Annotated in this window: 17 protein-coding genes; 13 read left to right on the top strand and 4 right to left on the bottom strand. The window is 70.2% G+C overall.

The genetic code is table 11. The features are described from left to right. Window positions 1–313 precede the first annotated feature (313 nt). The 5 genes from UO65_RS38300 (at window position 314) to UO65_RS22755 (ending at window position 6,912) form a co-directional block, all read left to right on the top strand. Entirely contained in the window at window positions 314–814 is a 501-nt protein-coding gene (locus UO65_RS38300) for a very short patch repair endonuclease (RefSeq protein ID WP_052021610.1), read from the top strand. Window positions 815–1,014: 200 nt separating this feature from the next. Continuing rightward, a complete protein-coding gene (locus tag UO65_RS22770; RefSeq protein ID WP_200873432.1) occupies window positions 1,015–3,336 on the top strand; it encodes an ATP-binding protein in 2,322 nt (773 codons plus the stop codon). Then, complete coding sequence (locus tag UO65_RS22765; protein WP_035286098.1) at window positions 3,333–4,994, top strand: DEAD/DEAH box helicase family protein; 1,662 nt, start codon at window positions 3,333–3,335, stop codon at window positions 4,992–4,994. The genes UO65_RS22770 and UO65_RS22765 overlap by 4 nt, the downstream gene beginning before the upstream one ends. Window positions 4,995–4,996: 2 nt before the next feature. Continuing rightward, window positions 4,997–5,566 (top strand): hypothetical protein, encoded by a 570-nt coding sequence (locus tag UO65_RS22760; RefSeq protein WP_152552214.1) that lies wholly within the window; start codon window positions 4,997–4,999, stop codon window positions 5,564–5,566. Between the two features lie 17 nt (window positions 5,567–5,583). Then, a complete protein-coding gene (locus UO65_RS22755) occupies window positions 5,584–6,912 on the top strand; it encodes a sigma factor-like helix-turn-helix DNA-binding protein (protein WP_052021608.1) in 1,329 nt (442 codons plus the stop codon). A gap of 87 nt (window positions 6,913–6,999) precedes the next feature. Here UO65_RS22755 and UO65_RS38720 read toward each other — a convergent pair whose 3' ends face one another. The 4 genes from UO65_RS38720 to UO65_RS22735 all read right to left on the bottom strand — a co-directional run bounded on the left by UO65_RS38720 (window position 7,000) and on the right by UO65_RS22735 (window position 16,005). Beyond that, window positions 7,000–10,995 (bottom strand): bifunctional nitrate reductase/sulfite reductase flavoprotein subunit alpha, encoded by a 3,996-nt coding sequence (locus UO65_RS38720; RefSeq protein ID WP_200873431.1) that lies wholly within the window; start codon window positions 10,993–10,995, stop codon window positions 7,000–7,002. Between the two features lie 88 nt (window positions 10,996–11,083). Further along, entirely contained in the window at window positions 11,084–14,713 is a 3,630-nt protein-coding gene (locus tag UO65_RS22745) for a hypothetical protein (protein ID WP_035286096.1), read from the bottom strand. Continuing rightward, window positions 14,713–15,552, bottom strand: a complete 840-nt coding sequence (locus UO65_RS22740; RefSeq protein ID WP_052021606.1) for a WXG100 family type VII secretion target — start codon at window positions 15,550–15,552, stop codon at window positions 14,713–14,715. Before UO65_RS22740 ends, UO65_RS22745 begins: the two co-directional genes overlap by 1 nt. Before the next feature lie 18 nt (window positions 15,553–15,570). Beyond that, a complete protein-coding gene (locus UO65_RS22735; protein ID WP_052021604.1) occupies window positions 15,571–16,005 on the bottom strand; it encodes a YbaB/EbfC family nucleoid-associated protein in 435 nt (144 codons plus the stop codon). Between the two features lie 172 nt (window positions 16,006–16,177). On the opposite strand from UO65_RS22735, the gene UO65_RS22730 reads away from it, so the two are divergent. The 8 genes from UO65_RS22730 to UO65_RS22695 all read left to right on the top strand — a co-directional run bounded on the left by UO65_RS22730 (window position 16,178) and on the right by UO65_RS22695 (window position 24,805). Beyond that, window positions 16,178–17,209 carry a DNA cytosine methyltransferase gene (locus tag UO65_RS22730; RefSeq protein ID WP_035286095.1) on the top strand — a complete coding sequence of 344 codons (1,032 nt, stop codon included), beginning with the start codon at window positions 16,178–16,180 and terminating at the stop codon, window positions 17,207–17,209. A 37-nt stretch (window positions 17,210–17,246) separates the two neighbouring features. Next, window positions 17,247–17,789: a PadR family transcriptional regulator gene (locus tag UO65_RS22725; protein ID WP_035286094.1), complete on the top strand. Its 543-nt coding sequence runs from the start codon at window positions 17,247–17,249 to the stop codon at window positions 17,787–17,789. Then, window positions 17,786–19,783 (top strand): NADPH-dependent 2,4-dienoyl-CoA reductase, encoded by a 1,998-nt coding sequence (locus UO65_RS22720; protein WP_035286093.1) that lies wholly within the window; start codon window positions 17,786–17,788, stop codon window positions 19,781–19,783. The genes UO65_RS22725 and UO65_RS22720 overlap by 4 nt, the downstream gene beginning before the upstream one ends. 289 nt (window positions 19,784–20,072) lie before the next feature. Further along, complete coding sequence (urtA, locus tag UO65_RS22715; protein ID WP_035286092.1) at window positions 20,073–21,323, top strand: urea ABC transporter substrate-binding protein; 1,251 nt, start codon at window positions 20,073–20,075, stop codon at window positions 21,321–21,323. Window positions 21,324–21,391: 68 nt separating this feature from the next. Then, window positions 21,392–22,276, top strand: a complete 885-nt coding sequence (gene urtB / locus UO65_RS22710) for an urea ABC transporter permease subunit UrtB (RefSeq protein WP_035286091.1) — start codon at window positions 21,392–21,394, stop codon at window positions 22,274–22,276. After that, window positions 22,273–23,361 carry an urea ABC transporter permease subunit UrtC gene (gene urtC, locus UO65_RS22705; RefSeq protein WP_084176134.1) on the top strand — a complete coding sequence of 363 codons (1,089 nt, stop codon included), beginning with the start codon at window positions 22,273–22,275 and terminating at the stop codon, window positions 23,359–23,361. Before urtB ends, urtC begins: the two co-directional genes overlap by 4 nt. Next, entirely contained in the window at window positions 23,358–24,113 is a 756-nt protein-coding gene (gene urtD, locus UO65_RS22700; RefSeq protein WP_035286090.1) for an urea ABC transporter ATP-binding protein UrtD, read from the top strand. Before urtC ends, urtD begins: the two co-directional genes overlap by 4 nt. Then, entirely contained in the window at window positions 24,113–24,805 is a 693-nt protein-coding gene (locus UO65_RS22695; RefSeq protein ID WP_035286115.1) for an ATP-binding cassette domain-containing protein, read from the top strand. Before urtD ends, UO65_RS22695 begins: the two co-directional genes overlap by 1 nt. Window positions 24,806–24,808: the final 3 nt, after the last annotated feature.

Raw genomic sequence — 24,808 nt, 5'->3', positions numbered from 1 at the left:
GAGCCCAACGCCTGAGGACTCCGCATGGCGGCCCCAATCCGGACTACCACGCGCGGAGCGCTCCGCGGAGCAAGACGAAGCGGCAGGTGGTCGCGGCAACCGTACTCTGCTTTTGCCGGACGGCCGCACCGCCACCGCATCGGTGTCACTCCGCCTCTACAGCAAAACGCGAAGAATCCGAGCTTACCTGCGATGGTCCGACGCCGGGAAAACCCAAGAATCCTACATCGGCGAGGTTGATCGCACTTCCCGGGTCGAGAACCTCGAACTCGCTTGGTCGGAAGCACGCAGGAGTGGCCGGTTCAAGTTCGCGATGCTCAAGATCGAGGGGTCGTGGGCTTCATCAGCGAGCAGTCGCGCGGTGATGCGGGCGAACAAGCGCAAGGACACCCGGATTGAGTTGCGCCTGCGCACCGCCCTCCACTCCAGGGGTTTGCGGTACCGCGTCGATGCCCAACCCGTCAAGGGCATCCGCCGTCGAGCGGATGTTGTCTTCACCGCCGCACGGGTCGCCGTGTTCGTGGATGGCTGCTTCTGGCACGGCTGCCCCGAGCACTACCGCCCGGCGAGCAAGAACGCGGTGTTCTGGAGCGCCAAGATCGAGGGGAACCAAGCGCGCGACGCCGAAACGGACAGACTGCTGGACGAGGCGGGTTGGCGGGTGATCCGGGTGTGGGAGCACGAACCCGTGGATGACTGCGCGCGGCGGATCGAGGACACCGTGCGAGCGCGCCGCGGTGGAGGCTCTGACTCCCGCGGGGGTTCGGGCGTCCAGGGCGGTCCGCCGCCGAACCGGAAGAGGATGTTAGCCTAAAGCGGTTTCCGAAATTTCTCAAATCAGGGTTACACGTACCCTCGACTTCCCCTACAGTCTTCGCTACGTTGCCGGACGACACCTGGGTCGCTCCGGTGTTCAGCGAACCAAAATGACGACTCAAGCACCTCCCCATCCATCGGGAGGATGGTCGCGAGGGGAGACGAATGCGGATCACACCATCTGCGCGTATTCTGCGCATGCTCGGTGAGATCGAGTTCGATGAATGGCAGTGCATCGCCGAGTTGATCGACAACTCGTTTGACGACTTCAACGAGATCGTCCGCAGCGGTACCTCGTGGCCGGACGGATTCAAGGTCAGCGTCACCCTGCCGAGTCTCAACTCCCGACCCGCCGATGCCGAAGTCGTCATCAGCGACACCGGGCGCGGCATGACCTACGAACGGCTTGAGCAATCTGTTCGCGCCGGGTGGTCGAGCAACGACCGGTTCGACAAGCTCGGCCTGTTCGGCATGGGGTTCAACGTGAGTACCGCCCGCCTCGGGCGGCGAACGCGCGTCCTGACCACTCGTGTCGGCGACCCGGAGTGGATCGGGGTGGAGATCGATCTCGACCGCATCGGCGACGACTACGAAGCCGACGACATCCACGAGCCGAAGGACGACCCGACCAAGCACGGCACTCGCATCGAAATCGGCAGGCTGAACCCCGAGCGCGCAGAATGGCTGCGCAGGAATGCCGCCAACCTTCGCACCACTCTGGGCAAGACCTACTCTTGGATCTTGGAGAACAACCCGTTCGAGCTGTGGGTGCAGGGGCAGCGCGTCCATCCACGGCGCCACTGCCGGTGGGGTGACGACCGCTTCGTCGTCTTCGGCAGCGGGGCATCATCCGAGAAGATCCCGGCCTACATCCCCATCGACCAGAAGTTCGAGCCCGCGGAGGCGTGCTTCAACTGCGGGAACTGGCAGGTTCCGGACAAGGGGAAGTGCGATCAGTGCGGCAGCGACCGGCTCACGCGGCGCGAGCGCAGAATCCACGGCTGGCTCGGTGTCCAACGCCATCTCGACAAGCGGGAGTTCGGCATCGATTTCCTGCGCAACGGCCGCAAGATCCTCCAGTGGGACAAGCAGCTCTTCAACTGGCAGAATCCCAATGACCCCTTGGGTGCCGTGGACATGGAGTACCCGATCGAACTCGCCAACCAGGGCGGGAGACTGATCGGGGAGATCCACTTGGACCACGTGCCAGTGACCTACCAGAAGAACGCGTTCGAATACAGCGACCGCAGTTGGCGCGCGGCCGTGGATTTCCTCCGCGGCATCGGTCCCCTCCAGCCGGAGAAGGCGAAACGGGCGGGCTACGAACCGAACACCAGTCCGCTGGGACGACTGCACAAGGGGTACCGACGCAATGCGGCGGGCACCCGCTGCCTGATCCCGGGTGATGGCACGCGTCCGATCCACGAGCAGACCCGGCGCTGGGCTCAACTGTTCCACCAGAGGAAGGAGGAGTACCAGCCGGACACGATTTGGTGGGAAGCAGTCCTCCATCACGACGCTCAGGGAAACCACGCGAAGGTGGGCCGTGCCCGGGAGCAGACTCCGGACCAGGCCGACGAAGCCGCGGTGCTCGAGGCGCTGGGCGTGTCGAGTGCCCAGCGCGCGGACACAGATTCCACCGGTTCGGAGGATTCGAAGCACACCGTGGACGTGGAGTCGTCCACGGCGCCACCGAAGAAGGAAACCTTTCAGGACCAGTTGGCCCGCTACGATGGAGCCTCGACTGTGGTGACCGCGCTGACCAGGGATTTCGGGCTGCCCCGGATGGGTGACCTCCAGGTGACCACCCGGAGGCTCGACGTTGTCCGACTACGAGCCGAGGACAACAGTGAAACACCGGTCCTGCTGGTCCAAGGTGCGGGCGGAACGGCGACGGCCTACTACGACCCGGCGCACGAGGCGTTCGCGAAAGTGGGCAGCGATCCCGCGGAACTGCTGCTCATCGAGATCGCCGCGGTGCTCAAGGTACGCGCGGAGACGAACCGCGGTCTCGCCGAGATCGTGAGCGCACTGCGCGCACGGTGCTTGCCGGACACCCTGGCCGACCCCAATGTGGTTGCAACCCAGGCTCGGGAATTGCTTGCCGAGGTGCGCAGGCTCATGGCCGTTCGGATCGATCCCATCGCCGAAGAGGTCTTCCAGACCTTGTCAGCGGATGAGCGGACGGCAACGGAGAACGAGGTGATCGCCAACGGACGGGACGCCGTCATGGGAGATCTGGGCCAGAACGGTGAGTTCCTGCTCTACACCCCACCGCTGTTCTCGGTGCGCTTGCTGGAGACCCGACCCGAGGTTTTCATGGATGGCAGGGTGTTCACCGGTCCGTACACCTCGCTGACTTCGCCTTCCGCTCAGCGGCTGAGCGTGGCCAAAGTGGTCGGCTACATGAACGACATCGCGATGGTGGTCGGCTTCCGCGTCGAACAAGAGCTCGCCCAGCTGCAGCGCACGCGCCTCAGCGTCGAGCTGCTCGCCAGAGAACTGGTGACGACAGCGTGAACTTCCTCTCCGGCGAGGAGCTCCTCCGAGGAGGGGCGACCGGGTTGCCCATCGCCGTGGAGCGTGCGCTGTGGTATCTCGGGTTCGTCGATGTGCGCGTGGTCGACGGTGCCGGGGACGACGGTGCGGACCTCCTCGCGGTTCGCGACGGCGAGCAGTGGATCTTCCAGTGCAAGTGGTCGAGCCGCGGAGCGGTGGATCGTCAAGGCGTGGACGACTTGGAAAGGGCTTTCACCAAGTACCAAGCCGAAAAGGCGGTACTGGTCACCAACACCGGTTTGACCAAGTCCGCCTTGGAGCGCAGGCAGGCGCTCCAAGGCGTGGGGATCAAGATCACGGTCTGGGATGGGCCGACCCTGGAGGCGATCTGGCGGCGAATGCCGAACAGGGTGCCGAACGCGTACAGGTTGCGCGACTACCAGGGCGCGGCCGTGGCGGCGGTCGAGCGCGACCTGCACGGCCAGGGGAGGGCGCTCCTCGTCCTCGCGACGGGGTTGGGCAAGACGGTCGTGGGTGGTGAGGTCATCAGCCGGTTCCTGGAGAACAAGCCCGGAGCGTCCGTCCTGGTGACCGCGCACACGAAGGAGCTCGTGGCACAACTCGAGAAGGCCATGTGGCGGCACATCGACAAGGCGACCCCGACGCGATTGGCAACGGGGGACACCAAGCCGAAGACCTACGACGGCGTGGTGATCGGCACAGTGGAGACCGCGCTGGGTGCCGTCCAAGCGGGTTTCGAGCCCGCCCTCGTCATGGTTGACGAGACACACCACGTCGGCGAACAAGGCATGTTCGCCCGCTTGCTCGACCTGTGCTCCTCGGCGGCGCAACTGGGGGTCACGGCGACGCCGTGGCGCGGCGACAAGTTCGACATCACCGCGCGGTTCGGAACGCCGAGCTTCACCATGGGGATCGCCGAGGGCATGGCGAACGGGTTCCTCTCGACCGTCGACTACCGGCTCTACGTGGACAACATCGACTGGGACGTGGTCAGACAGGCCAGCAAGCACGGCTACTCGGTGCGCGAGCTGAACAGGGTGCTGTTCCTCCCACAACGCGACGAGGAAATCGTCGAGCGGTTGCGAACCGCTTGGCGGCGGACCACCGACCCGCGAGCGATCGTCTTCTGCCAGACCATCGAGCACGCCGAGCGGATAGCGACCATGTTGACCGGGGCGGACGCGCTCTGGCGGCGGGCCACGTGCCTGCACAGCGGTGTCCCCAGGCAACGACGCCAGGTGCTGCTCAACGAGTTCCGGTTGGGCAGGGTTCCGATCATGACTTGCGTCGACATCTTCAACGAAGGCGTCGACGTGCCTGACGTGAACCTGATCGCCTTCCTCCGGGTCACCCACAGCAGGCGCATCTTTGTCCAGCAACTGGGGCGAGGGCTGCGGTTGAGCCCGGGCAAAGACTCGCTCAGAGTTCTGGACTTCGTTTCCGACATCCGACGGGTGGCGGCCACTCTCGAACTCCGAAGGTCGCTGGAGGCCGAGGCGGAATACTTGCGCATCAGGAAGCGCGAAGGCACCGGTGTGACGTTCAGCGACAAGACAGCGGGCAAGCTCTTGGATCACTGGATCGAGGATGCGGCCGACCTGGAGACGGCCGCGGATGAAGTCCGGCTTCAATTTCCACCATTCGAGGGGAGTTTCTGACCATGGCGGTTCCCGAAAATATTGAAGAAAAAGTCGTCGGAAAGATATTCGCGGACGCACAAGCGAGAGGATGGACGAACCTCTCCGCCAACGCGCGCACGAATATGTACAACGAATGGGTCAACCACCCGGACGTGGGCGGACGTCTGCGGGGGTCCATGTCCGCGGAACAAGCTCGGGTGTGGATCAAAGACGGACCTATGAAAGAGTTCAGTCGAGCCCGGTACGGCATCGGCAAGTACAAGGACTACATCACCGAGCCCGCCCTGGGCAGGCAAGAACTCATCCGCCGAGCCCTAGGAGTGGGCTGGCAAGAGGAGCCGAAGAGTCTGCGTGTCAAGCCGCTCCGCATCACGGCGAGCAAGGAGGGCGAACTGGTTCGACTGACGTGGGGACCAGCGAGCGATTTCAAGCACCTCCTGTGGGCGGCTCTGCAATCCGGCGCGAATGGTGACACCATGGAATGGGAGCTTTGTGTGGTGAGCACTTTCGAGGACCCCACCCCGACCGACAAGCGAGAACTCTTCAACAGGATCGCTGAACGCTGCGGCCTGCGCGTCAAATTCCTCTGAGGTCCGGGACGATAAACGTGGACATCGTGGAGTCGGCGGCACTGGATCTGCCACACGACTTCTGGGAACCCCGAGAGCGAGACATACTCGAGCTCCGTCGGGCCCGCCAGACATTGCACGCCATCGGCAGGAAGCACGGCTTGACCGGCGAGCGCGTTCGACAGATCAGCCGTCACGCCGAGGCTCGGTTGATCGCCGAGTGCGACCAACGCGAGCCGAGATGGAGAACCGCGACGCGAGCGTTTCTGGACGAGGCCCTCGCGGTGCCGGAGGCGGACTTCGCGTGCTTGTTGGTTCGCGAGGACGGCTTGGTGCTGGATGCGCTGCTGCGTGAAGCCGGTGCGGTGCGGCCGCGATTCTGGAGGTACGACGCGACGGGGTACTGGACATCGAAGACCGGTCAGCTCCGCCACGCCATGACGGAGCTGATCAGTGGGGCCCCCTACCAGGGCCACGAACTGGGGCCACGAGCCGAATCACTGGGGATTCCGGCGGAACTCCCGTGCGCGGTACTGCTCGGTGGAGTCGACCCCCCGCTCATCCGGACTTCGTCGGGGACGTGGGTTCGCCGCAGGTCCAAGCGTACCGACTCCGCCTACCTCTGGATGCTGGATGAGGGTGAGGAACGCACCGCGGAGGAGATCGCGGAGGCGTTGGGTGACGAGGTGCGCGCGGTCAACGCGGCGATGAGGAAGGACGACCGCTTCCAAAAGGTGCCGCTGGAGCGCACCTGGTCATTGACAAGCTGGGCTTCAGGCAGGGGAACACCGTACGGGGACACTCTGGAAGCCATGCTCGCGGTCCTCACGGAGCATGGACCGGTGACGCAGAAGGAACTCTTTTCCGAGGTGACCAGCCGCTACCCGGTGAGCTACGCGCGGCTACGGCAATGCTTGCTGAGCGATCGTTTGGGTGTCCTGGACGACGGTCGCTTCGACCTCGTCGAACGAGGAGCGGTCCACTTCGACGAGCCCGAACCCCGACGTCCGTCGAACATGGTCAGCGCCGCGGACGACAATGTCATCGGTGTGGTGCTCAAGGTTGATGCGGACATGGTGGCTGGGAATGGGATTCCGGTGCACAACTGGCTCACCTGGCGCCTCGGCTTGAGAAGCGCTCCCATGAAGAAGTCATTCGCTTTCAACGACGGAGGGAAACCACTGATCGTCAGCCGCAACACAGGAGGCGCGCAACTGTCAACGCTTCGAGCGCGAGTGACGGCTCTTGGCACGGTGCCAGGGTGTCTGATCACTGTCGCCTTCCACCTGAGCACCTCGACGGCATCCATCAATCACACCTGTGGGGAAAGCACATGTGCGGCCCGAGGAGAGGAATCCAACCACTGAGACACTGACCGCAGCAGATTTCTCCCATCAGTTCGTCGCCAGGTCACAAACTTGGCAACGTCAATCTTTGACAGGAAAGCTTCAGAATCAGTAGACGTCGCGGACGTAGCGCTTTTCGGTGGTGAGGCGTTTGACGTAGGCCGTGGTTTCCTCTGGGGTGAGGTGGCCCTGGTGGGCTATGACCTCGTGCAGGGCCTTGTCGACGTCCTTGGCCATTCTGGTGGCGTCGCCGCAGATGTAGAGGTGGGCTCCTTGTTCGAGCCAGGTCCAGAGGGTGGGGGCTTGTTCTCGCATTCGGTCTTGGACGTAGACCTTGTTCCTCTGGTCTCGGGAGAAGGCCGTGTCGAGGCGGGTGAGGGTGCCTGTGGTGTGGTGGTGGGTGAGTTCTTCTTGGTAGTAGAAGTCTGTGGATTGCCGTTGTTCGCCGAAGAAGAGCCAGTTGGGGGCTTTGTCGCCCCTGGCTTGGCGGTGGTCAAGGAAGGCCTTGAAGGGGGCTACGCCGGTGCCGGGGCCGACCATGATGGCGGGGGTGGCGGGGTCGAGCGGGGGGCGGAAGTGGGGGGAGCGCTGGATGAAGACGGGGACCCGGGTGTCGGGGGCGGCGTCGGCCAGGTAGGCGGAGCAGACGCCTGTTCTGGGGCGGCCGTGGGGGTTTCCGTAGCGGACCACCGACACGGTGAGGCTGACCCGGGTGGGGTCGGTCAGCGGGCTCGACGAGATCGAGTACTGGCGGGGTTGCAGGCGCTTGAAGGTGTCGGCCCAGGCCTGGGCGCTTGCTCGCAGGGGGTATTCGGCGGCGATGTCGACCGCCTGCCTTCCCCAGGCCCACTTGGACAGGGCGTCGCGGTCGTCTTGGCGGAGGAGGATCTTGAGGTCTTTGTCCTGGGTGTGGTCGACCAGGAAGTGCAGGAGGTTGGGGGTGACCTTGGCGATTTCCAGGTGCCGGGTGAGGGCTTCCCGCAGGGGGACCTCGCCGATGCCCTTGATGTCCACCGTGGACTCGGGGTCCAGGCCGGTGACGGTGAGCCATTCCTGGACCAGGAGGGGGTCGTTGTCCGGCCAGATGCCCAGGGCGTCGCCCACGTCGTAGGTGAGGTCGGTGCCGGTGAGGTCGAAGGTGAACTGGCGGACTTCCTTCTGGGCGCCGGGGAGGCTCAGGAGGCGGTTTCCGGTGAGGGTGACCGTGCGGACGTCGGGCTTGGCGCGGCCGGTGGGGGCGGGGGCGACTCGCTCGGCGGTGGTGGCGGGTGAACCCGCCAGTGCGGCCAGGACCCGGTCGAGCCACTGGTGGGCGGGGGTTTCGTAGTCGGGTTCGCAGTCGGTCCTGGGGGCCAGGCGGTGGGCGCCCAGTTCGCCCAGGCGCTGGTCGAGCCGTTTGCCGTGGCCGCAGAAGTTGTCGTAGTTCGAGTCGCCCAGGGCGAGGACGGCGTAGCGGACGCCCGCCAGGGCTGTCGCATCCACTGTGGACAGTTCGGACCAGAAGTCGGTGCCGTTGTCGGGGGCGTCCCCGTCGCCGAAGGTGCTGCTGATGAACAGGAGGTCCGATTCCCTGGGCAGGGAGCGGGGGGTGATGTCGGACATGCACAGGACGCGGGCTCGGTGCCCGGCTCCGGCCACCGCCTCGGCGACGGCCGCCGCGACCCCCTCGGCGTTGCCGGTCTGCGACGCCCACAGGACCAGGACCTCGCGGCCCGGCGCGGAGCGGGAGAACAGGCCCGCCAGGAGGCCGTTGACCCAGTGCTGCTGCTCGGTCGACAGCGGGGAACCCGGGGGCAGCACCGGCACACCAGGGGCGCTCGTGGCCGCGCCGACACCGGAGAGGAAGCCCGCCAGGTAGGTCTTCTCCGCGTCGCCCAGCGGGGGCGGGGTGAGCGCGGGCAGGCCGAGGGCCTGGGCCAGGATGGCGGCGGGGCCGCCCTCGGGGGTGGGTGCGACCAGGGTGGGACCGGGATCGGGCGCCGGGGTCACCGAGGCGACCTTGGCCAGGGCCACCGCGCACACCTTCAGCTCCGGTTGGAACGACAGCGGGTCCACCGCGTCGTTGGTCACCGCGTTGATGCTCAGGTACTCGCCGAACAGGTCGTTCCAGTGGAACGGGGCGAACAGGCTCCCCGGCCGCACCCGGTCGGTGACCACCGCGGGCAGCACGGCCCGGCCCCGGCGGGACGCCACCTCGACCGGGTCGCCGTCCCCGACCTCCAGCGCCGCCGCGTCCGCCGGGTTCAGCTCCACGAACGGGCCCGGGTTGAGCCTGGTGAGCTTGGCGACCTTGCCCGTCTTCGTGAGCGTGTGCCACTGGTGCTGGACCCGGCCGGTGTTGAGGACGAACGGGTAGTCCTCGTCCGGCATCTCGCGGGCGGGCAGGTGCGGGCGGGCGAAGAACTGGGCCTTGCCGCTGGGCGTGGGGAAGACCAGGTCGCGGTAGCGGATGGGGTTGCGCGCGGGGCCCGCCGGGGCGCTGGGCCACTGGACCGGGGTCTCGCGGAGCCGGTCGTAGGTGACCCCGCGCAGGTCGTAGCCGGTCTTCGGGTTGTGGAAGCGCTTGATCTCGGCGAACACGTCCTCGGCGCAGGCGTAGTCGAACGCGTCGGCGAAGCCCATTTCGCGGGCGACCCTGGCGATGATCAGCCAGTCCGGCAGGGCCTCCCCCGGTGGGGTCACCGACTTCGGCACCAGGGTCAGGTTCCGCTCGGAGTTGATCAGCACCCCCTCCCCCTCGACCCACATCGCCGCGGGCAGCACCACGTCGGCGTAGGCGTTGGTCTCGGTGGCGGCGAACACGTCCTGGGTGATCACCAGCTCGGCCCGTTCCAGGCCCTCCAGCACGGTCCTGCGGTTGGCCACCGACGCGACCGGGTTGGTGCAGATGATCCAACAGGCTTTGATCTCCCCGGCCGCCATCCTGGCGAACATGTCGACGGTGCCGGTGCCCGCCTCGGTGCGCAGGGTCCCCTCCGGCAGGCCCCACACGTCCTCGGTGAACGCGCGGTCGTTGTCGGCGAGGACGCTGCGCTGCCCGGGGAGGCCGGGGCCCATGTAGCCCATCTCCCGGCCACCCATGGCGTTGGGCTGGCCGGTGAGGGAGAACGGGCCGCTGCCGGGGCGGCAGATCGCCCCGGTGGCCAGGTGCAGGTTGACCAGGGCGTTGGTGTTCCAGGTGCCGTGGGTGCTCTGGTTGAGGCCCATGGTCCAGCAGCTCATCCACTCCCCGGCGGTGCCGATCAGCTCGGCGGCGCGGCGCAGGTCGGCCTCGGGGATGCCGGTGGTCTCGGCGACGGTGGCGGGGGTGTAGTCGGCGAGGAAGTCGGGCAGGGCGTCCCAGCCCTCGGTGTGCGCGGCGATGAAGTCGGGGTCGGTGTGGCCGTTCTCCACGAGCAGGTGCAGCAGGCCGTTGAGCAGCGCCAGGTCGGTGCCGGGTTCGATCCGCAGGAACAGGTCGGCCTTGTCGGCGGTGGCGCTGCGGCGCGGGTCGACCACGATGAGCTTGGCGCCCGCCTTGACCCGGTCCATCATCCGCAGGAACAGGATGGGGTGGCAGTCGGCCATGTTGGCGCCGGTGACCAGGAAGACGTCGGCGCGGTCGAAGTCGTCGTAGGAGCCGGGCGGCCCGTCGGCGCCCAGGGAAAGCTTGTAGCCGGTGCCCGCGCTGGCCATGCACAGCCGCGAGTTGGACTCGATCTGGTTGGTGCCGATGAACCCCTTGGCCAGCTTGTTCGCCAGGTACTGCGCCTCCAGGGTCATCTGCCCGGACACGTAGAACGACAGCGCGTCCGGGCCGTGCTCGTCGAGGAGGGCGCGCAGCCTGCGGGCGGTGTCGGTGATGGCCTGGTCGACGGGGGTGCGCACGGGTTCGGCGCCGCGCTCGGGGCGGACCAGGGCGGTGTCGAGGCGGTCGGGGGCGGCGAGCAGGTCGGCGCTGGTGGCGCCCTTGGTGCAGAGCCTGCCCGCGTTGGTGGGGTGCTGCTTGTCGCCGACGGCCTTGAGCGCCGTGCGGGTGCCGTCGGGTCCGATCCCGATGTCGAGCACGATGCCGCAGCCCACGCCGCAGTACGAGCACACCGTGCGCACCGACGTCCCGCCCACCGCGCCTTCCCCCTTCGATCACGACCGCCTGCCACCGAAAGTTAAGGAGCGCGCGTTACGCCCGGATGACTTTCACCCCGGGGGTGCGTTACATGGCGCTCGCGCTGCCGGGATTCACCCTGTGCGCGACTGAGTCGGAGTTCACAGGTCCGAACGCGGTGTACGCGTCGAGGGTGACCTGCTCCAGGAGGTCCCGGTGCGGCGGTTCCCCGGGCAGGCCGGGCAGGCCGTGGCGGGCGCCGAGCAGGGCACCGGCGAGGGCGGCGGTGATCGGGTCGCCCGCGGCGGCGAGGGCGGCGGCCGGGTCGTGGCCGAGGCGCAGGACGACCAGCAGCGCGCCGTGCCAGCACAGCCCCTGCCACCCCACCTGCTCGGCGACCGGCGTCTCCCGGTGGCCGCGCAGGACCAGGAGGTGGCCGTACCGGCCCTGTTCGGCGAGGACCTGGTGCAGGGCGGGCGCGGGCAGGCGCTTGGCGAACAACGCCCGGAAGACCTGGGTGACCCCGTCGGACCACCATTGCGGGTCAGCGGTGGCGGCCACGGCACCCGCGATGCCCCGCGCCTCGCCGAGCGGTTCGGCGTGCGGGATCAGCGAGTCGAGCCGGCCGTCCGGGCGCAGCGGTCCGGCCACGGTGGCGCGGAGGGTGTCCAGGTCGTGCAGCAGCCCCGCGATCAGCGTGCCGTCGCCCCCGGCGGTCGCCTCCCCGAGGGCGAAGCCCGCCACCGCGCCGAGCACCCGGTCCCAGGCGTGGGGGTGCGCGCCCGCGTCGACCCGAGGCACCTTGCCGAAGGTCGGGGCCTCGGGCACGGGCTCGCCGTCGGCGGACCAGGTGGTCCGGGTGCCCACGGGCGGGGGCGTGGTGCGGGCGCTGTGGGTCCAGGGCAGGACCGCGGCGAGCTGCCAGTACTCGACCCCGGTGACGTCGTGGCCCAGGGCCCGGGCGGCGACGGTGAAGGCGCGCAGGTGGGCGCGGATCGCCTCGGGCGCGTCGTCGGGGGCGTCGAGGTCCCGGCAGGCGCGGGTGATCTCGGCGATCTGCTCCGGCCGGTCGTGGAACGGCAGGTGTTCGACGGACTCCGCCCGGCCACCCCCGCCGGTGGCCTCGAACCACCGGCCGCCGTGGGCCGGGTTGAGCTTGACCCCGTCCGCCCCGGTGGTGGCCAGCAGGTCGCGCATGGTCACCTCCCGCCACGAGCGGTCCGCGAGCGGGAAGTGCCGGGGTGAGGTGTAGGCGGCCTGCCAGGTGCGGGCGCCGCCGAGTTCCTCGAACAGGTACTCCGAGGTCACCAGCACCGGGAAGTCGGTGAACGCGCCGGGGTCCGGCAGCCAGCCGCAGTCCAGGTGGGCCAGCACCGCGTCGCCCAGGGTGTCCGGGGGCGGGGCGCCGTGCCACGACGGGCCGGGGAGGTACCCCGGGTTGCGCTTGACGTCGTCGCCGCGCCGCCACCCGAGCACCGCGGCCCCCGGTGCCGCGCCGAACACCGCGCTGTCCCACTCCGGGTCGACCACCGCGCCGTCCGGGAGCGGGTCCGGCCAGGACGGGGGCACGCCCGGCGTCCACGGCTGCGCCCGGGCGAGCACCGCGTGGACCTCGGTGGCCAGGCACTCCAGCAGGTCGGCGGCGGCGACCGGGGGCAGGCCGGGGGCGCCGTGGCGGGCGCCGACCAGCGCGCCGACGACCACCCCGACGACCGGGTCGGGTGCGGCGGCGAGGGCGGCGCCCGGGTCGTGGCCGAGCACGGCCGCGATCAGCAGCGCCTGCTCGCGCGGGGCCAGGCCGGGCAGGTGCGCGTGGACCGGCACGTGCCGCTGGTCGCGCAGGTCCAGCAGGTGCCCGTACCCGCCGGACTCGGCCAGCAGCAGGTGCGTGGCCGGGGCGTGCCGGTGCAGCGCGCGCTCCAGGACCGGGCTCAGGTCCGGTGCCCACCGGTCCCCGAGCAGGACCGCGCCCAGGTCGGAGGCGACGGCGGCGACCAGCGCGCCCGCCTCGGCCCCCGGCTCGACCGGGGCGACCCAGCGGTCCAGCCACCCGGCCGGGCGGGTCGTCCCGTCGCCGGACGGGCTCAGCTCGGGGTTGTTCCCGGCCAGTTCGCGCAGCAGGGCGTCGGTGGCGTGCAGCAGCCCGGCGGTGAGCGTGCCGTCACCGCCCGCGGCGACCTCCCCCGCGGCGAACCCCAGGTAGGCGCCCACCACCCGGTGCCAGGCGTGCACCGCGTCCGGGTGCTCACGGGGTGAGTGCTTGCCGAACGTCGGCGCCTCCCACACCCGCTCACCGGTCGCGTCCCACCACGCCCGCGCGCCCGGGGGCGGTGAGCCGGGCCGGTCGGCGGCGAGCCAGCCGAGCACGGTCCACATCCGGGTGAACTCGCCGTGGGTGGGGGAGAACCCGTTGGCGCGCACGCCGTCGAGCCACGGCCCGGCCTGCTCCCGGGCCCGGCCGGCGGCGTGGACCGGGTCGGTGGCGCCGAGGGCGGTCAGCCGCTCGACGAGGGCGGCGCGGTTGGCGCCGTCGACCTCGGCGGAGGTGAATTCCGCGCTGGGCAGGGCTTCGAACTCGAACGGGTGCCCCGGTGCGACGGTGTACGCGTCGTCGACCAGGACTTCCCGCTGCTCGGTCCGCACCAGGACGCGCACGTGGACCTCCCGCCAGGCGCGGGTGCCCGCGGGCAGTCGCCGCCACGAGCTGTACGCCCGGACCGGCAGCCCAGCGGGGTCGCCCGCCTCGACGACCAGGACGGTGGTGTCCAGCAGCAGGTCGGTGGTGGGGAGCCAGCCGCAGCGGTGGTAGGCGATGACCTCCTCCGCGGGCGTCTCCGGCCGCGGCAGGCCGATCCACTGTGGACCGGGCAGGTGGGCGGCGTTCCACTGGAAGCCCTGGTTCGTGGTGTACCCGAGGACGGCGGCCTCGGGGAAGTCCGGGAACGCCACCCAGTCCCACTCGGGGTCCAGGACCGGCTGCGACCACGGCGCCCCGGGGACGTGCGGGATCGGGGCGAGCGCGGGGTCGAACGCCGTGTGCGCGGTGTCCGCCACGCACTCCAGCAGGTCGCGGGTCGGGGTCGGCGGCATCCCGGGTGCGCCGTGCCGGGCGCCGACCAGGGCGCCGACGAGCGCACCGGTGAGCGGGTCGTCGGGTGCGGCGAGGGCGGCGGCCGGGTCGTGGCCGAGCCCGGTCGCGATCAGCAGGGCCCGCTCCCAGGTTGTCGACAAATCGGCAAGCCGCTGCGGCAGTGGGGTTCCGCGCTGCTCGGCGATCGTCGGGTGCAGGTCGGCGAGGACCGTGCGCAGGGCCTGCCGCGGGCGGGCCAGCACCCGGTCGACGACCTCGCTGATCCAGTCGACCCACAGGTCGTCGCGCAGGTCCCGGTCGACGCCCGCGGCCACGCCCGCCAGCACCGCGGCGACCTCGGTGCCCGCGTTCGCCTTGGGCGCCAACGGGTCCAGCCAACCCGGCGGGCGCACGACGGTGGCCGCGCGGACGGCGTCGGACCGGTCGGCGGCGGCGCGGACCAGTGCGTCGGTGGCGTGCAGCAGGGCCGCGGTGAGCGTGCCGTCGCCACCCGCGGCGGCCTCACCGGCGGCGAACCCGGCGTACAGGCCGACCACGTGCTGCCTGCCGTGCGGCTGCCCCGTGCCCCTCCCGGGGGGCGCCGCCGCGGTCGCCTCGATCCGCTCCTCGTCCACCGGCGGCACGGGGTGGACCTCGGGTTCCGGCATCAGGGCCGGGGCGGCACGTCGTACGGCTGGGCGGCGTCGTAGGCGCCCTTGGCGTAGCCGCCCACCTCGGCGACCGTGCCGAAGCGCTCCAGGCCCTTGGCCAGTTCGTCCATCTTGGTGCCCAGTTCGGCCAGCCTGCCGCCCATCCGGCCCATGGCCGAGCCGAGCTTGCCCAGCCTGCCCGCGATCTTCGTGGCCATGGTGGCGCCCCGGACGCCCGCGTACCCGGCGTAGGCGGCGATCGAGCCGCCGAAGGTCGGGGCGGCGGAGGCGGCGGCGATGAGGGCGCCTGCGACCAGTTCACCGATGAGGTCGGAGATCCAGCCGAACACCAGCGAGCGCAGTTCGCACACCAGCATCCCCGACAGCGCGTAGATCGCCGCCGTGCCGTCCATCGTCTTGCCCAGGGCCTCGAACTCGGCGGCCAACCGGTCCATGCTGCCGTGGAACGCCTCGCCGGACTCGCCGCCCCAGTCCGCGGCGGAGCCCAGGTCCTCGCGGTGCTCCTGGGCGATCACCTTCATCTCCAGCGCCGCCTGCTTGAGCTGGTCGACGTTGGCGTTGATCTCGTCCGGGTCGCCCAGCAGGGCGTCCAGCGGCTCGCGCAGGAAGTCGACGTGCTCGAGCAGCCAGCCCACACCCGCGGAGGCGACCGCCGAGAGCGGGTTGGCCAGCGACGACACCACGTCGACCACGGCGCCCGCACCACCCAGGGCCGCGTCGATGACGTCGGGCCCCTCCCCCTCGGCGTCGGCGGTCAGCGAGTCGACGAACCCCGCCACGCTGTCGACGGCACCCGCCCCGGTGGACCAGGTGGTCGTGGACTGTTCTTCACTCACGATGTGCGGACCCCCAGGTCAGCGACGGCCGCGACGCAGGATGGAGTCGTCGCTGAAGTCCCCGTCGTCGTCCAGCGGGGACGGCGGCGGGGTGGCGGTGTCGTCGCCCTCGGGCGGCGGCAGGTAGTCGGTGATCACCCGGAGGGTGTCGGACCCGCCCTCGCCGACGGCCTCGAACGCCTCGACGACCTTGGCCGCGGCGGCGCGCTGGGCCTGGCGGGCGACGGCCACGATCTCCGCGGCCAGCCGCTCCGGGGAGCGCCCGGCGCACGCCTGGCCGAGCCGGATGTCCTGCAACGCCCCGTTCGGCGACACCCGCACGGCGATCGCACCGTCCGCCGAGGACGCCGCGCCGTCGGCCTGGGCCAGCCCCTCCTGCAACCGGACCGACCGCTCGCGCGCGTCGGCCACCCGCGTCTCGAAATCGCGCAGCCACTCGTCGGGCGTCTTCATCGCGGCCCGTTCCTCCCCCCGGAACCCATACGGCGGGAGCGTACCTCGACCGCTGGGAGGGCGGAGGCGAGTCCGTGGAAACAGGTCACCGCCACGGCCACGGGGCGACCGGAATCGCGTCGCCGGCGAGCGAGCCGGGGTGGCGGGGGCGGGGCCGGCTAGCCTGACGGGTGTGGGGTATTCGGTGATCGACCTGTTCGCGGGCTGCGGTGGGCTGAGCGAGGGGTTCCGCTCGGGCTTCGAGCCGGTGTTGGCGGTCGAGCACGACCTGGCGGCGGCGGCCACCTACGCGGCGAACTTCGGGGCCGGGCACGTGCACTGGGGTGACATCGCCGGGGTCGGGGAGATCCCGGAGGCGGATGTGATCATCGGGGGACCGCCGTGCCAGGGGTTCTCCAGCCTCGGGTCGCGGGACGTGGACGACCCACGCAACGCGTTGTGGAAGGAGTACTTCCGGTTCGTGCACCGGGCACGGCCGAAGGTGTTCGTGATCGAGAACGTCGACCGGTTCCTGGGGTCCGCCGAGTTCGGGTTGTTGGCGCGGGAGGCCGCGGCCAGCGGGTACACCCTGACCTGGGGGTTGTTGCTCGCCGCGGACTTCGGGGTGCCGCAGCGGCGCAAGCGGGCGTTCGTGGTCGGGTCGCGGGTGGGGGCGGTCGCGCTGCCGGGGCCCACGCACCCGAAGGGGCACTGGAACGGGGTCAAGACGGCCATCGCGGACCTTCCCGAGGTGCCCGTGTCGACCACGCTGCCGGAACGGGTGACCGAGGTGTTCGGCAGGCGGGTGCCCGGGTGCTTCCGCGCGGACGAGTTGCACCTGGGCCGCAACCCGACGGCGCTGTCGCTGGCGCGGTACCGGGCGGTGCCGCCGGGGGGTGGGCGGTTCGACCTGCCGGACGAGCTGCTGCCCCGGTGCTGGCGGGAGAAGAAGACCGGGACGACCGACGTCATGGGGCGGATGCGGTGGGACGAGCCCTCGTTGACCATCCGCACCGAGTTCTACAAGCCGGAGAAAGGTCGGTACCTGCACCCGGAGCACCACCGGCCGATCACGCACCGGGAGGCGGCGCGGTTGCAGACCTTCCCGGACGACTTCCGGTGGTGCGGGACGAAGATCGAGATCGCCCGGCAGATCGGGAACGCGGTGCCGCCGGTGCTGGCGCGGGCGGTCGCGGAGCGCGTCGCGGATCACCTAGGCAACTAGTTGCATTGCACTTCGTTGCATAGGTAGCCTCGGGCGCATGGCGCTGGAGCACGCGATCCTGGTGTCGCTCGGGGAGCGGGTCGGGTCCGGGTACGAGCTGACCCGGCGCTTCGACAAGTCGATCGGGTTCTTCTGGCGGGCCACCCACCAGCAGATCTACCGGGTGCTCAAGCGGATGGACGACGCCGGGTGGGTCACCGCCGAGCACGTGCCGCAGGACGGGAAGCCGGACAAGAAGGTCTACACCGTCAGCGACACCGGGCGGGCCGAGCTGGCCCGGTGGCTGGCCGAGCCCGGTGAGCCGTCGGAGATGCGCGACGACCTCGCGGTGAAGATCCGCGGCGCCGCGCACGGCGACCTGGACGCGCTGCTCAAGGAGGTGGCGCGGCACCGGGACCGGCACGCCGAGCGGCTGGCGGTCTACCGGGGGATCGAGGCCCGCGACTTCCCCGACGCCGACGCGCTGCGCGGTCCGGCGCTGCACCAGTACCTGGTGCTGCGCGGGGGGATCAGCGCCGAGCACGGGTTCGTCTCGTGGTGCACGGAAGTGTTGCAAGCCCTGGAGAGAGGCGCGCGATGAGCGAGTACCCCACCCTGCTGTCCCCGCTCGACCTGGGCTTCACCACCCTGCGCAACCGGGTCGTGATGGGCTCCATGCACACCGGCTTGGAAGACCGGGCCAAGGACATCCCCAAGCTCGCCGCGTACTTCGCCGAGCGGGCGCGCGGCGGGGTCGGCCTGATGGTGACCGGCGGGTTCGCCCCGAACCGGGTCGGGCGGCTGTCGCCGTTCGCCTCGAAGCTGACCACCGCGGCGGAGGCGGTCAGGCACCGGGAGGTCACCGGGGCCGTGCACGAGGCGGGCGGCAAGATCGCGTTGCAGGTGCTGCACGCGGGCCGGTACGCCTACCACCCGTTCAGCGTCTCCGCGTCGGCGATCAAGGCGCCGATCAACCCGTTCACCCCGCGTGCGCTGTCCGACCGGGGCGTGCGGGCACAGGTCGACGCGTTCGTGCGCTGCACCGTGCTCGCCCGCGAGGCCGGGTACGACGGGGTGGAGATCATGGGGTCGGAGGGGTACTTCATCAACCAGTTCCTCGCCCCGCGCACCAACAAGCGGTCCGACCGGTGGGGCGGGTCGCCGGAGAACCGGCGGCGGTTGGCGGTGGAGGTCGTGCGGCGGGCGCGGGCGGCGGTGGGGCCGGACTTCATCATCGTCTACCGGCTGTCGATGGCCGAGTTCGTGCCCGAGGGGCAGACCTGGGAGGAGGTCGTCGCCCTGGGCCGGGAGGTCGAGGCGGCCGGGGCGACGATCATCAACACCGGGATCGGCTGGCACGAGGCCAGGGTGCCGACCATCGTGACCTCGGTGCCGCGCGCGGCGTTCACCTCGATCACCGCCGCGTTCAAGCCGCACGTGTCGATCCCGGTGGTGACCTCGAACCGGATCAACATGCCGCAGGTCGCCGAGGAGGTGCTGGCCCGCGGCGACGCCGACCTGGTGTCGATGGCGCGGCCGTTCCTGGCCGACCCGGAGTGGGTGCGCAAGGCCGCGGAGGGCCGCGACGACGAGATCAACACCTGCATCGCCTGCAACCAGGCCTGCCTCGACCACGTCTTCGCCAACCGCAAGGCGAGCTGCATGGTCAACCCGCGGGCGGCCCGCGAGACCGTGCTGGTGCTCTCCCCCACCCGCCGCGCCAAGCGGGTCGCGGTGGTGGGCGCCGGCCCGGCGGGGCTGTCGGCGGCGGTGGCGCTGGGCGGGCGCGGGCACGACGTCGACCTGTTCGAGGCGGCGGCGGAGGTGGGCGGGCAGTTCGACATCGCCCGGCGCATCCCGGGCAAGGAGGAGTTCGCCGAGACCATCCGCTACTACACCCGCCAGTTGGAGCTGACCGGGGTCAAGGTGCACCTGTCGACGCGGGTGGACGCACAGCGGCTGGTCGGCGACGGGTACGACGAGGTGGTGCTGGCGACCGGCGTGGCGCCGCGGGTGCCCGCGATCCCGGGGATCGACCACCCCTCGGTGCTGTCCTACGTGGACGTCGTGCGGCACGGCAGGCCGGTCGGGGCGCGGGTGGCGGTGATCGGCGCGGGCGGCATCGGCGTCGACGTCAGCGAGTTCCTGACGCACACCGACACCCCGTGGGCGGCGGAGTGGGGTGTCGGCGAGTCCGGCAGCCTGGTGGAAGCCACCCCGGCCGCGCCCGCCCGCCAGGTCTACCTGTTGCAGCGCAAGGCGGGCCGGATCGGGGTGAGCCTGGGCAAGACCACCGGCTGGGTCCACCGGGCCGCGCTCAAGGCCAAGGGCGTCGAGCAGCTCAGCGGGGTCAACTACGAGCGCATCGACGACGACGGCCTGCACATCACCTTCGGCAAGGACCGCGGCGGGGCGCGCACCCTGGCCGTGGACACGGTGGTGGTGTGCGCGGGGCAGGAGCCCGTGCGCGACCTCGCCGAGGCCCTGCGCGCGGCGGGCACCACCACCCACCTCATCGGCGGCGCGGACCACGCGGGCGAGTTGGACGCCAAGCGCGCCATCGACCAGGGAACCCGGCTGGCCGCGACGATCTGAGGACCTTTCGGTGCCCGGGGCCCCTTGACAGGGGGAGCGCCCCGGGCACCGGCACGTCGTGTTACCGGGGATCGGCCGTCCCCGTAACACCGGGACACGTCCGCGTCACCGGCGGAGGCCGGAGCGGAAACACCCCGTCCCTAGCTTTCCCGCTGGCACTGGTTGGACACAGACCAGTCGACAGTCCTGGACACAGCAGGTCGCGCGGGAGGTGTGGGGTGTTCGACACCGCGCTCGTCGCCGATCGTCCAGGGACGCCGGAACTCCCGAACCCCCGAAAGGCCTCCCTGTGCGCACACCCCCCGGACGCCTCGTCCGCGTCGCCGCCCTGCTGTCCATCGCGGCCCTGGGCGCCTCCGCCTGCGGCAGCCGCACCGGCGACACCGCCACCGGCCCCGGCGCGTCCTGTGTGGACACCTCGGGTGACACCGTCAAGATCGGCTTCCTGAACTCGTTGTCGGGCACCATGGCCATCAGCGAGAAGACGGTCAACGACTCGCTGAACCTGGCCGCCGAGCAGATCAACGCCAAGGGCGGGGTCAACGGCAAGAAGCTCCAGATCGTGACCGAGGACGGGGCCTCGGAACCGACTGTCTTCGCCGAGAAGGCCAACAAGCTCATCAGCTCGGACTGCGTGGCCGCGGTGTTCGGCGGCTGGACCTCCTCCTCGCGCAAGGCGATGCTGCCGGTGTTCGAGGGCGCCAACGCCCTGCTGTTCTACCCGGTGCAGTACGAGGGCCTGGAGTCCTCGCCGAACATCTTCTACACCGGCGCCACCACCAACCAGCAGATCGTCCCGGCGCTGGACTACCTCAAGGAGAAGGGCGTCAAGTCCCTCTTCCTGGTCGGGTCGGACTACGTCTTCCCGCGCACCGCCAACAAGATCATCAACGCCTACGCCGAGGCCAACGGCATCGAGGTCAAGGGCGAGGAGTACGCCCCGCTCGGGCACACCGACTTCGCCACGATCGTCAACAAGGTCAAGGGCGCGGGCGCCGGGGCGGTGTTCAACACCCTCAACGGCGACTCCAACGTGGCGTTCTTCAAGGAGTACAAGAACGCGGGCCTGACCGCCGACGCCATGCCGGTGGTGTCGGTGTCGATCGCCGAGGAGGAGGTCGGCGGCGTCGGCGTCGACAACCTCGTCGGCCAGCTCACCGCGTGGAACTACTACCAGACCGTGGACTCGCCGGTGAACAAGGCGTTCGTCGAGGCGTTCAAGGCCAAGTACGGCACCGACCGGGTCACCTCCGACCCGATGGAGGCCTCCTACACCTCGCTGTTCCTGTGGGCGGCGATGGTCGACAAGGCCAAGTCCTTCGCCCCCGACGACGTCAAGAAGGCCGCGGGCGGCACCGCCCACGACGCCCCCGAGGGCAAGGTGACCGTCAACGGCGAGAACCACCACATCGCCAAGACCGCGCTGATCGGCAAGGTGGGCGCCGACGGCCTGATCCACACCGAGTGGAGTTCGCCGCAGCCGATCGAGCCGGACCCCTTCCTCAAGGGCTACCCCTGGGCCGCGGGCCTGTCGAGCTGATCCCGCCGCCGGGCCGCGCTCCCGGGCGCGACCCGGCGCAACCCCTGCACCAGAAGGGAAAACCGGCAATGGAAGCCCTGTTCGGACAGCTCTTCGCGGGTCTGTCGCTCGGGTCGGTGCTGCTGCTCGCGGCGCTCGGGCTCGCGCTCACCTTCGGCCAGATGGGCGTGATCAACATGGCCCACGGCGAGTTCATGATGGCGGGCGCCTACACCGCGTTCGTCGTGCAGGGCGTCATCGCCGACGCCGGGATCGCACTGGTGGTGTCGATCCCCCTCGGATTCGGAATCGGCGGCCTGCTCGGGTTGCTGCTGGAGCTGACCCTCATCCACCGCATGTACAACCGGCCGCTGGACACGCTCCTGGTCACCTGGGGTGTCGCGCTGATCCTGCAACAGGTCGCCCGCGACGTGTTCGGCGCCCCGAACGTCGACGTCCGCTCGCCGTCCTGGCTCTCCGGCAGCGTCGACCTGGGCGTGGCGGAGGTGCCCGCGTCGCGGCTGTTCATCCTGGTGCTGTCGGTCGTGGCGGTCGGCGGGCTGGCGCTGGTGCTCACCAAGACCCCGCTGGGCAGGCGCATCCGCGGTGTGGTGCAGAACCGCGACCTCGCCGAGACCGCGGGCATCTCCACCCGGGGCACCGACCGGCTCACCTTCTTCATCGGCTCCGGCCTCGCCGGGATCGCCGGGGTGGCGCTGACCCTGCTCGGCTCCACCGGCCCGACCCTGGGCACCAACTACATCGTCGACGCGTTCCTGGTGGTCGTCGCGGGCGGCATCGGGCAGATCAAGGGCACCGTGATCGCCGCGTTCGGCCTGGGCATCCTCCAGGCGGCGTTCGAGTACTCCACCACGGCCAGCATCGCGAAGGTGGCGGTGTTCGCGGTCGTCGTCGTGTTCTTGCAGATCCGGCCGCAGGGCATCTTCAGCATTCGGACGAGGAGCCTGGCATGACGACCCTCAAGGACAAGACCGAGTCCGCTGCCCCGCAGGCCAGGGTCAGACGCAAGAGCGAGCTGCCCACGGCCATCGGGTTCATCGCCCTCGGCCTGGCGCTGCTGGTGCTGGCCCCGGCTGTGCTGTCGGACTTCCGGCTGGCGCTGCTGGGCCGGTTCGTCTGCTACGCGATCGTGGCCGTGGGCATCGGCCTGGCCTGGGGTCGTGGCGGGATGCTGACGCTGGGGCAGGGGGTGTTCTTCGGCCTCGGCGCGTACGTGATGGCCATGCACCTCAAGCTCGCCGACGCGGGGGCGGACGGGGTGCCGGACTTCATGAAGCTCTACGGCAGCGGCGAGGTCCCCGGCTGGTGGGAACCGTTCCGCTCGCCGATCGTCACCGTGGTCGCCATCGTGGCCGTCCCGGCGCTGGTCGCGTTCGGCCTGGGTGCGGCGATCTTCCGGCGCCGGGTGCGCGGGGCGTACTTCGCGATCCTGTCCCAGGCGCTGGCGGCGGCGTTCGCGATCCTGCTCGTGGGGCAGCAGGCCACGATCGGCGGCACCAACGGGCTCAACGGCTTCAAGTCGTTCTTCGGGTTCAACCTCTACGACCCGGTGAACAAGCGGATGCTGTTCTACATCGCCTCGGCCACCCTGCTGCTGATGGTGCTGGTCGTCTGGCAGCTCTACCGCTCCCGCTACGGCGAACTCCTGATCGCGGTGCGCGACCAGGAGGAGCGGGTGCGATTCCTCGGCTACGACCCGGCCAACGTCAAGATCGTGGCGTACGTGGTGGCCGCGGCCATGGCGGGGATCGCGGGGGCGCTGTTCGTGCCGATCGTCGGGATCATCTCCCCGGCCAGCGTGGGTGTGGTGCCGTCCATCGCGTTCCTGATCGGGGTGGCCATCGGCGGGCGGTCGACGCTGTTCGGGCCGGTCGTCGGGGCGATCGCGGTGGCGTGGGCGCAGACGTCGCTGTCGGAGAGCTTCCCGTCGTTCTGGACCTACTTCCAGGGGGCCATGTTCGTGCTCGTGGTGGCGTTCCTCCCGCGCGGGTTCGCGGGTGTGGGAGCACTCTTCAACCGACGCAAGGAGACGGCGTGAACGGCGACTACCTGGAGCTGACCGACGTCCGGGTCACCTTCGACGGGTTCGTCGCCGTCGACGGCGTGTCCATGACGGTGTTGCAGGGCGACCTGCGGTTCCTCATCGGACCCAACGGCGCGGGCAAGACGACCCTGGTGGACGCCATCACCGGCCTGGTCGCGGCGTCCGGGTCGGCCACCTTCGGCGCGACCCAGCTCCTGAACCAGAAGGTGCACAAGATCGCCCGGCTCGGTGTGGGGCGCACCTTCCAGACGGCCAGCGTGTTCGAGGAGCTGACCGTGCTGCAGAACCTCGACATCGCCGCGGGCGCCGGTCGCGGCCCGCTGACGCTGCTGCGCAGACGGTCTTCGGTGCCCGAAGAGGTCGAGGAGGCGCTGGAGATCATCGGCCTGGGCGACCTGCGGGACAAGCAGGCCGGGGTGCTCGCGCACGGGCAGAAGCAGTGGCTGGAGATCGGGATGCTGCTGGTGCAGAACGCGCGGGTGCTGCTGCTGGACGAACCGGTCGCGGGCATGAGCGCCCACGAGCGCGACGAGACCGGGCAACTGCTGCGGCGCATCGGGGCGGAGCGCACGGTGGTGGTGGTCGAGCACGACATGGACTTCATGCGCTCGTTCGCCACCTCGGTCACCGTGCTGCACGCCGGGCGGGTGCTCAGCGAGGGGACGGTCGCCGAGGTGCAGGCCGACCCCCGGGTGCAAGAGGTCTACCTGGGCCGCGCGGCCACCACCGGGGAGGTTCGGTCGTGATGCTGGAGATGATCGACGTCCACGTCGGCTACGGCCGCACGACCGTCGTCCACGGCGCCACCGTGGCGGTCCCGGCCGAGGCGGTGGTGGCCGTCACCGGCCACAACGGCGCGGGCAAGACCACCCTGCTGCGCGCCGCCGCGGGCCTGCTGCGCCCCACCTCGGGCAAGGTCCTGCTGGACGGTGCGGACGTCACGCGGATGCGGCCGAACGAGCGGGTGAAGCGCGGCCTGGCGTACGTGCCGCAGGGCCAGCAGTGCTTCCCGCAGCTCACCGCCGAGGACAACCTCCGCCTGGTCGCCGACACCCGCCGCGACGGCAAGCGCCTGATCCGCGACGCCCTGGAGGTGTTCCCCGCCCTGGTGCCGGTGCTGGGCAGGCGCGCGGGCCTGTTGTCGGGTGGTCAACGCCAGCAGCTCGCCATCGCCAGGGCGCTGATCACCCAACCCCGCCTGCTCGTCCTCGACGAACCCACCGAGGGCATCCAACCGTCGGTCGTCGCCGAGATCGAGGAGACCATCCGCGCCCTGGCGACCGGCGGCGGCCTGTCGGTGCTGCTGGTGGAACAGCACATCGGCTTCGCCCTCTCCGCCGCCGACCGCTACTACGTGCTGGAGGCGGGCCGGGTCACCGCCACCGGCGACGGCGGCCCCGGGGCCGTCGAGCACGTCCGCACCGCCATGGCGATCTAGGCC

Source organism: Actinokineospora spheciospongiae (assembly GCF_000564855.1).
Lineage (GTDB): Bacteria > Actinomycetota > Actinomycetes > Mycobacteriales > Pseudonocardiaceae > Actinokineospora > Actinokineospora spheciospongiae.
The sequence above is the reverse complement of the archived record's forward strand: the minus strand, read 5'-3'. Positions and strand labels throughout refer to the sequence as shown.

Excerpts from the sequence above, each read along its gene's own strand:
- UO65_RS38300 (WP_052021610.1), top strand. The coding sequence starts at position 314 with ATGCTCAAGATCGAGGGGTCGTGGGCTTCATCAGCGAGCAGTCGCGCG.
- UO65_RS22770 (WP_200873432.1), top strand. The coding sequence starts at position 1,015 with ATGCTCGGTGAGATCGAGTTCGATGAATGGCAGTGCATCGCCGAGTTG.
- UO65_RS22760 (WP_152552214.1), top strand. The coding sequence starts at position 4,997 with ATGGCGGTTCCCGAAAATATTGAAGAAAAAGTCGTCGGAAAGATATTC.
- UO65_RS22745 (WP_035286096.1), bottom strand. The coding sequence starts at position 14,713 with ATGCCGGAACCCGAGGTCCACCCCGTGCCGCCGGTGGACGAGGAGCGG.
- UO65_RS22735 (WP_052021604.1), bottom strand. The coding sequence starts at position 16,005 with ATGAAGACGCCCGACGAGTGGCTGCGCGATTTCGAGACGCGGGTGGCC.
- UO65_RS22725 (WP_035286094.1), top strand. The coding sequence starts at position 17,247 with ATGGCGCTGGAGCACGCGATCCTGGTGTCGCTCGGGGAGCGGGTCGGG.
- UO65_RS22720 (WP_035286093.1), top strand. The coding sequence starts at position 17,786 with ATGAGCGAGTACCCCACCCTGCTGTCCCCGCTCGACCTGGGCTTCACC.
- urtB (WP_035286091.1), top strand. The coding sequence starts at position 21,392 with ATGGAAGCCCTGTTCGGACAGCTCTTCGCGGGTCTGTCGCTCGGGTCG.
- urtC (WP_084176134.1), top strand. The coding sequence starts at position 22,273 with ATGACGACCCTCAAGGACAAGACCGAGTCCGCTGCCCCGCAGGCCAGG.
- UO65_RS22695 (WP_035286115.1), top strand. The coding sequence starts at position 24,113 with ATGCTGGAGATGATCGACGTCCACGTCGGCTACGGCCGCACGACCGTC.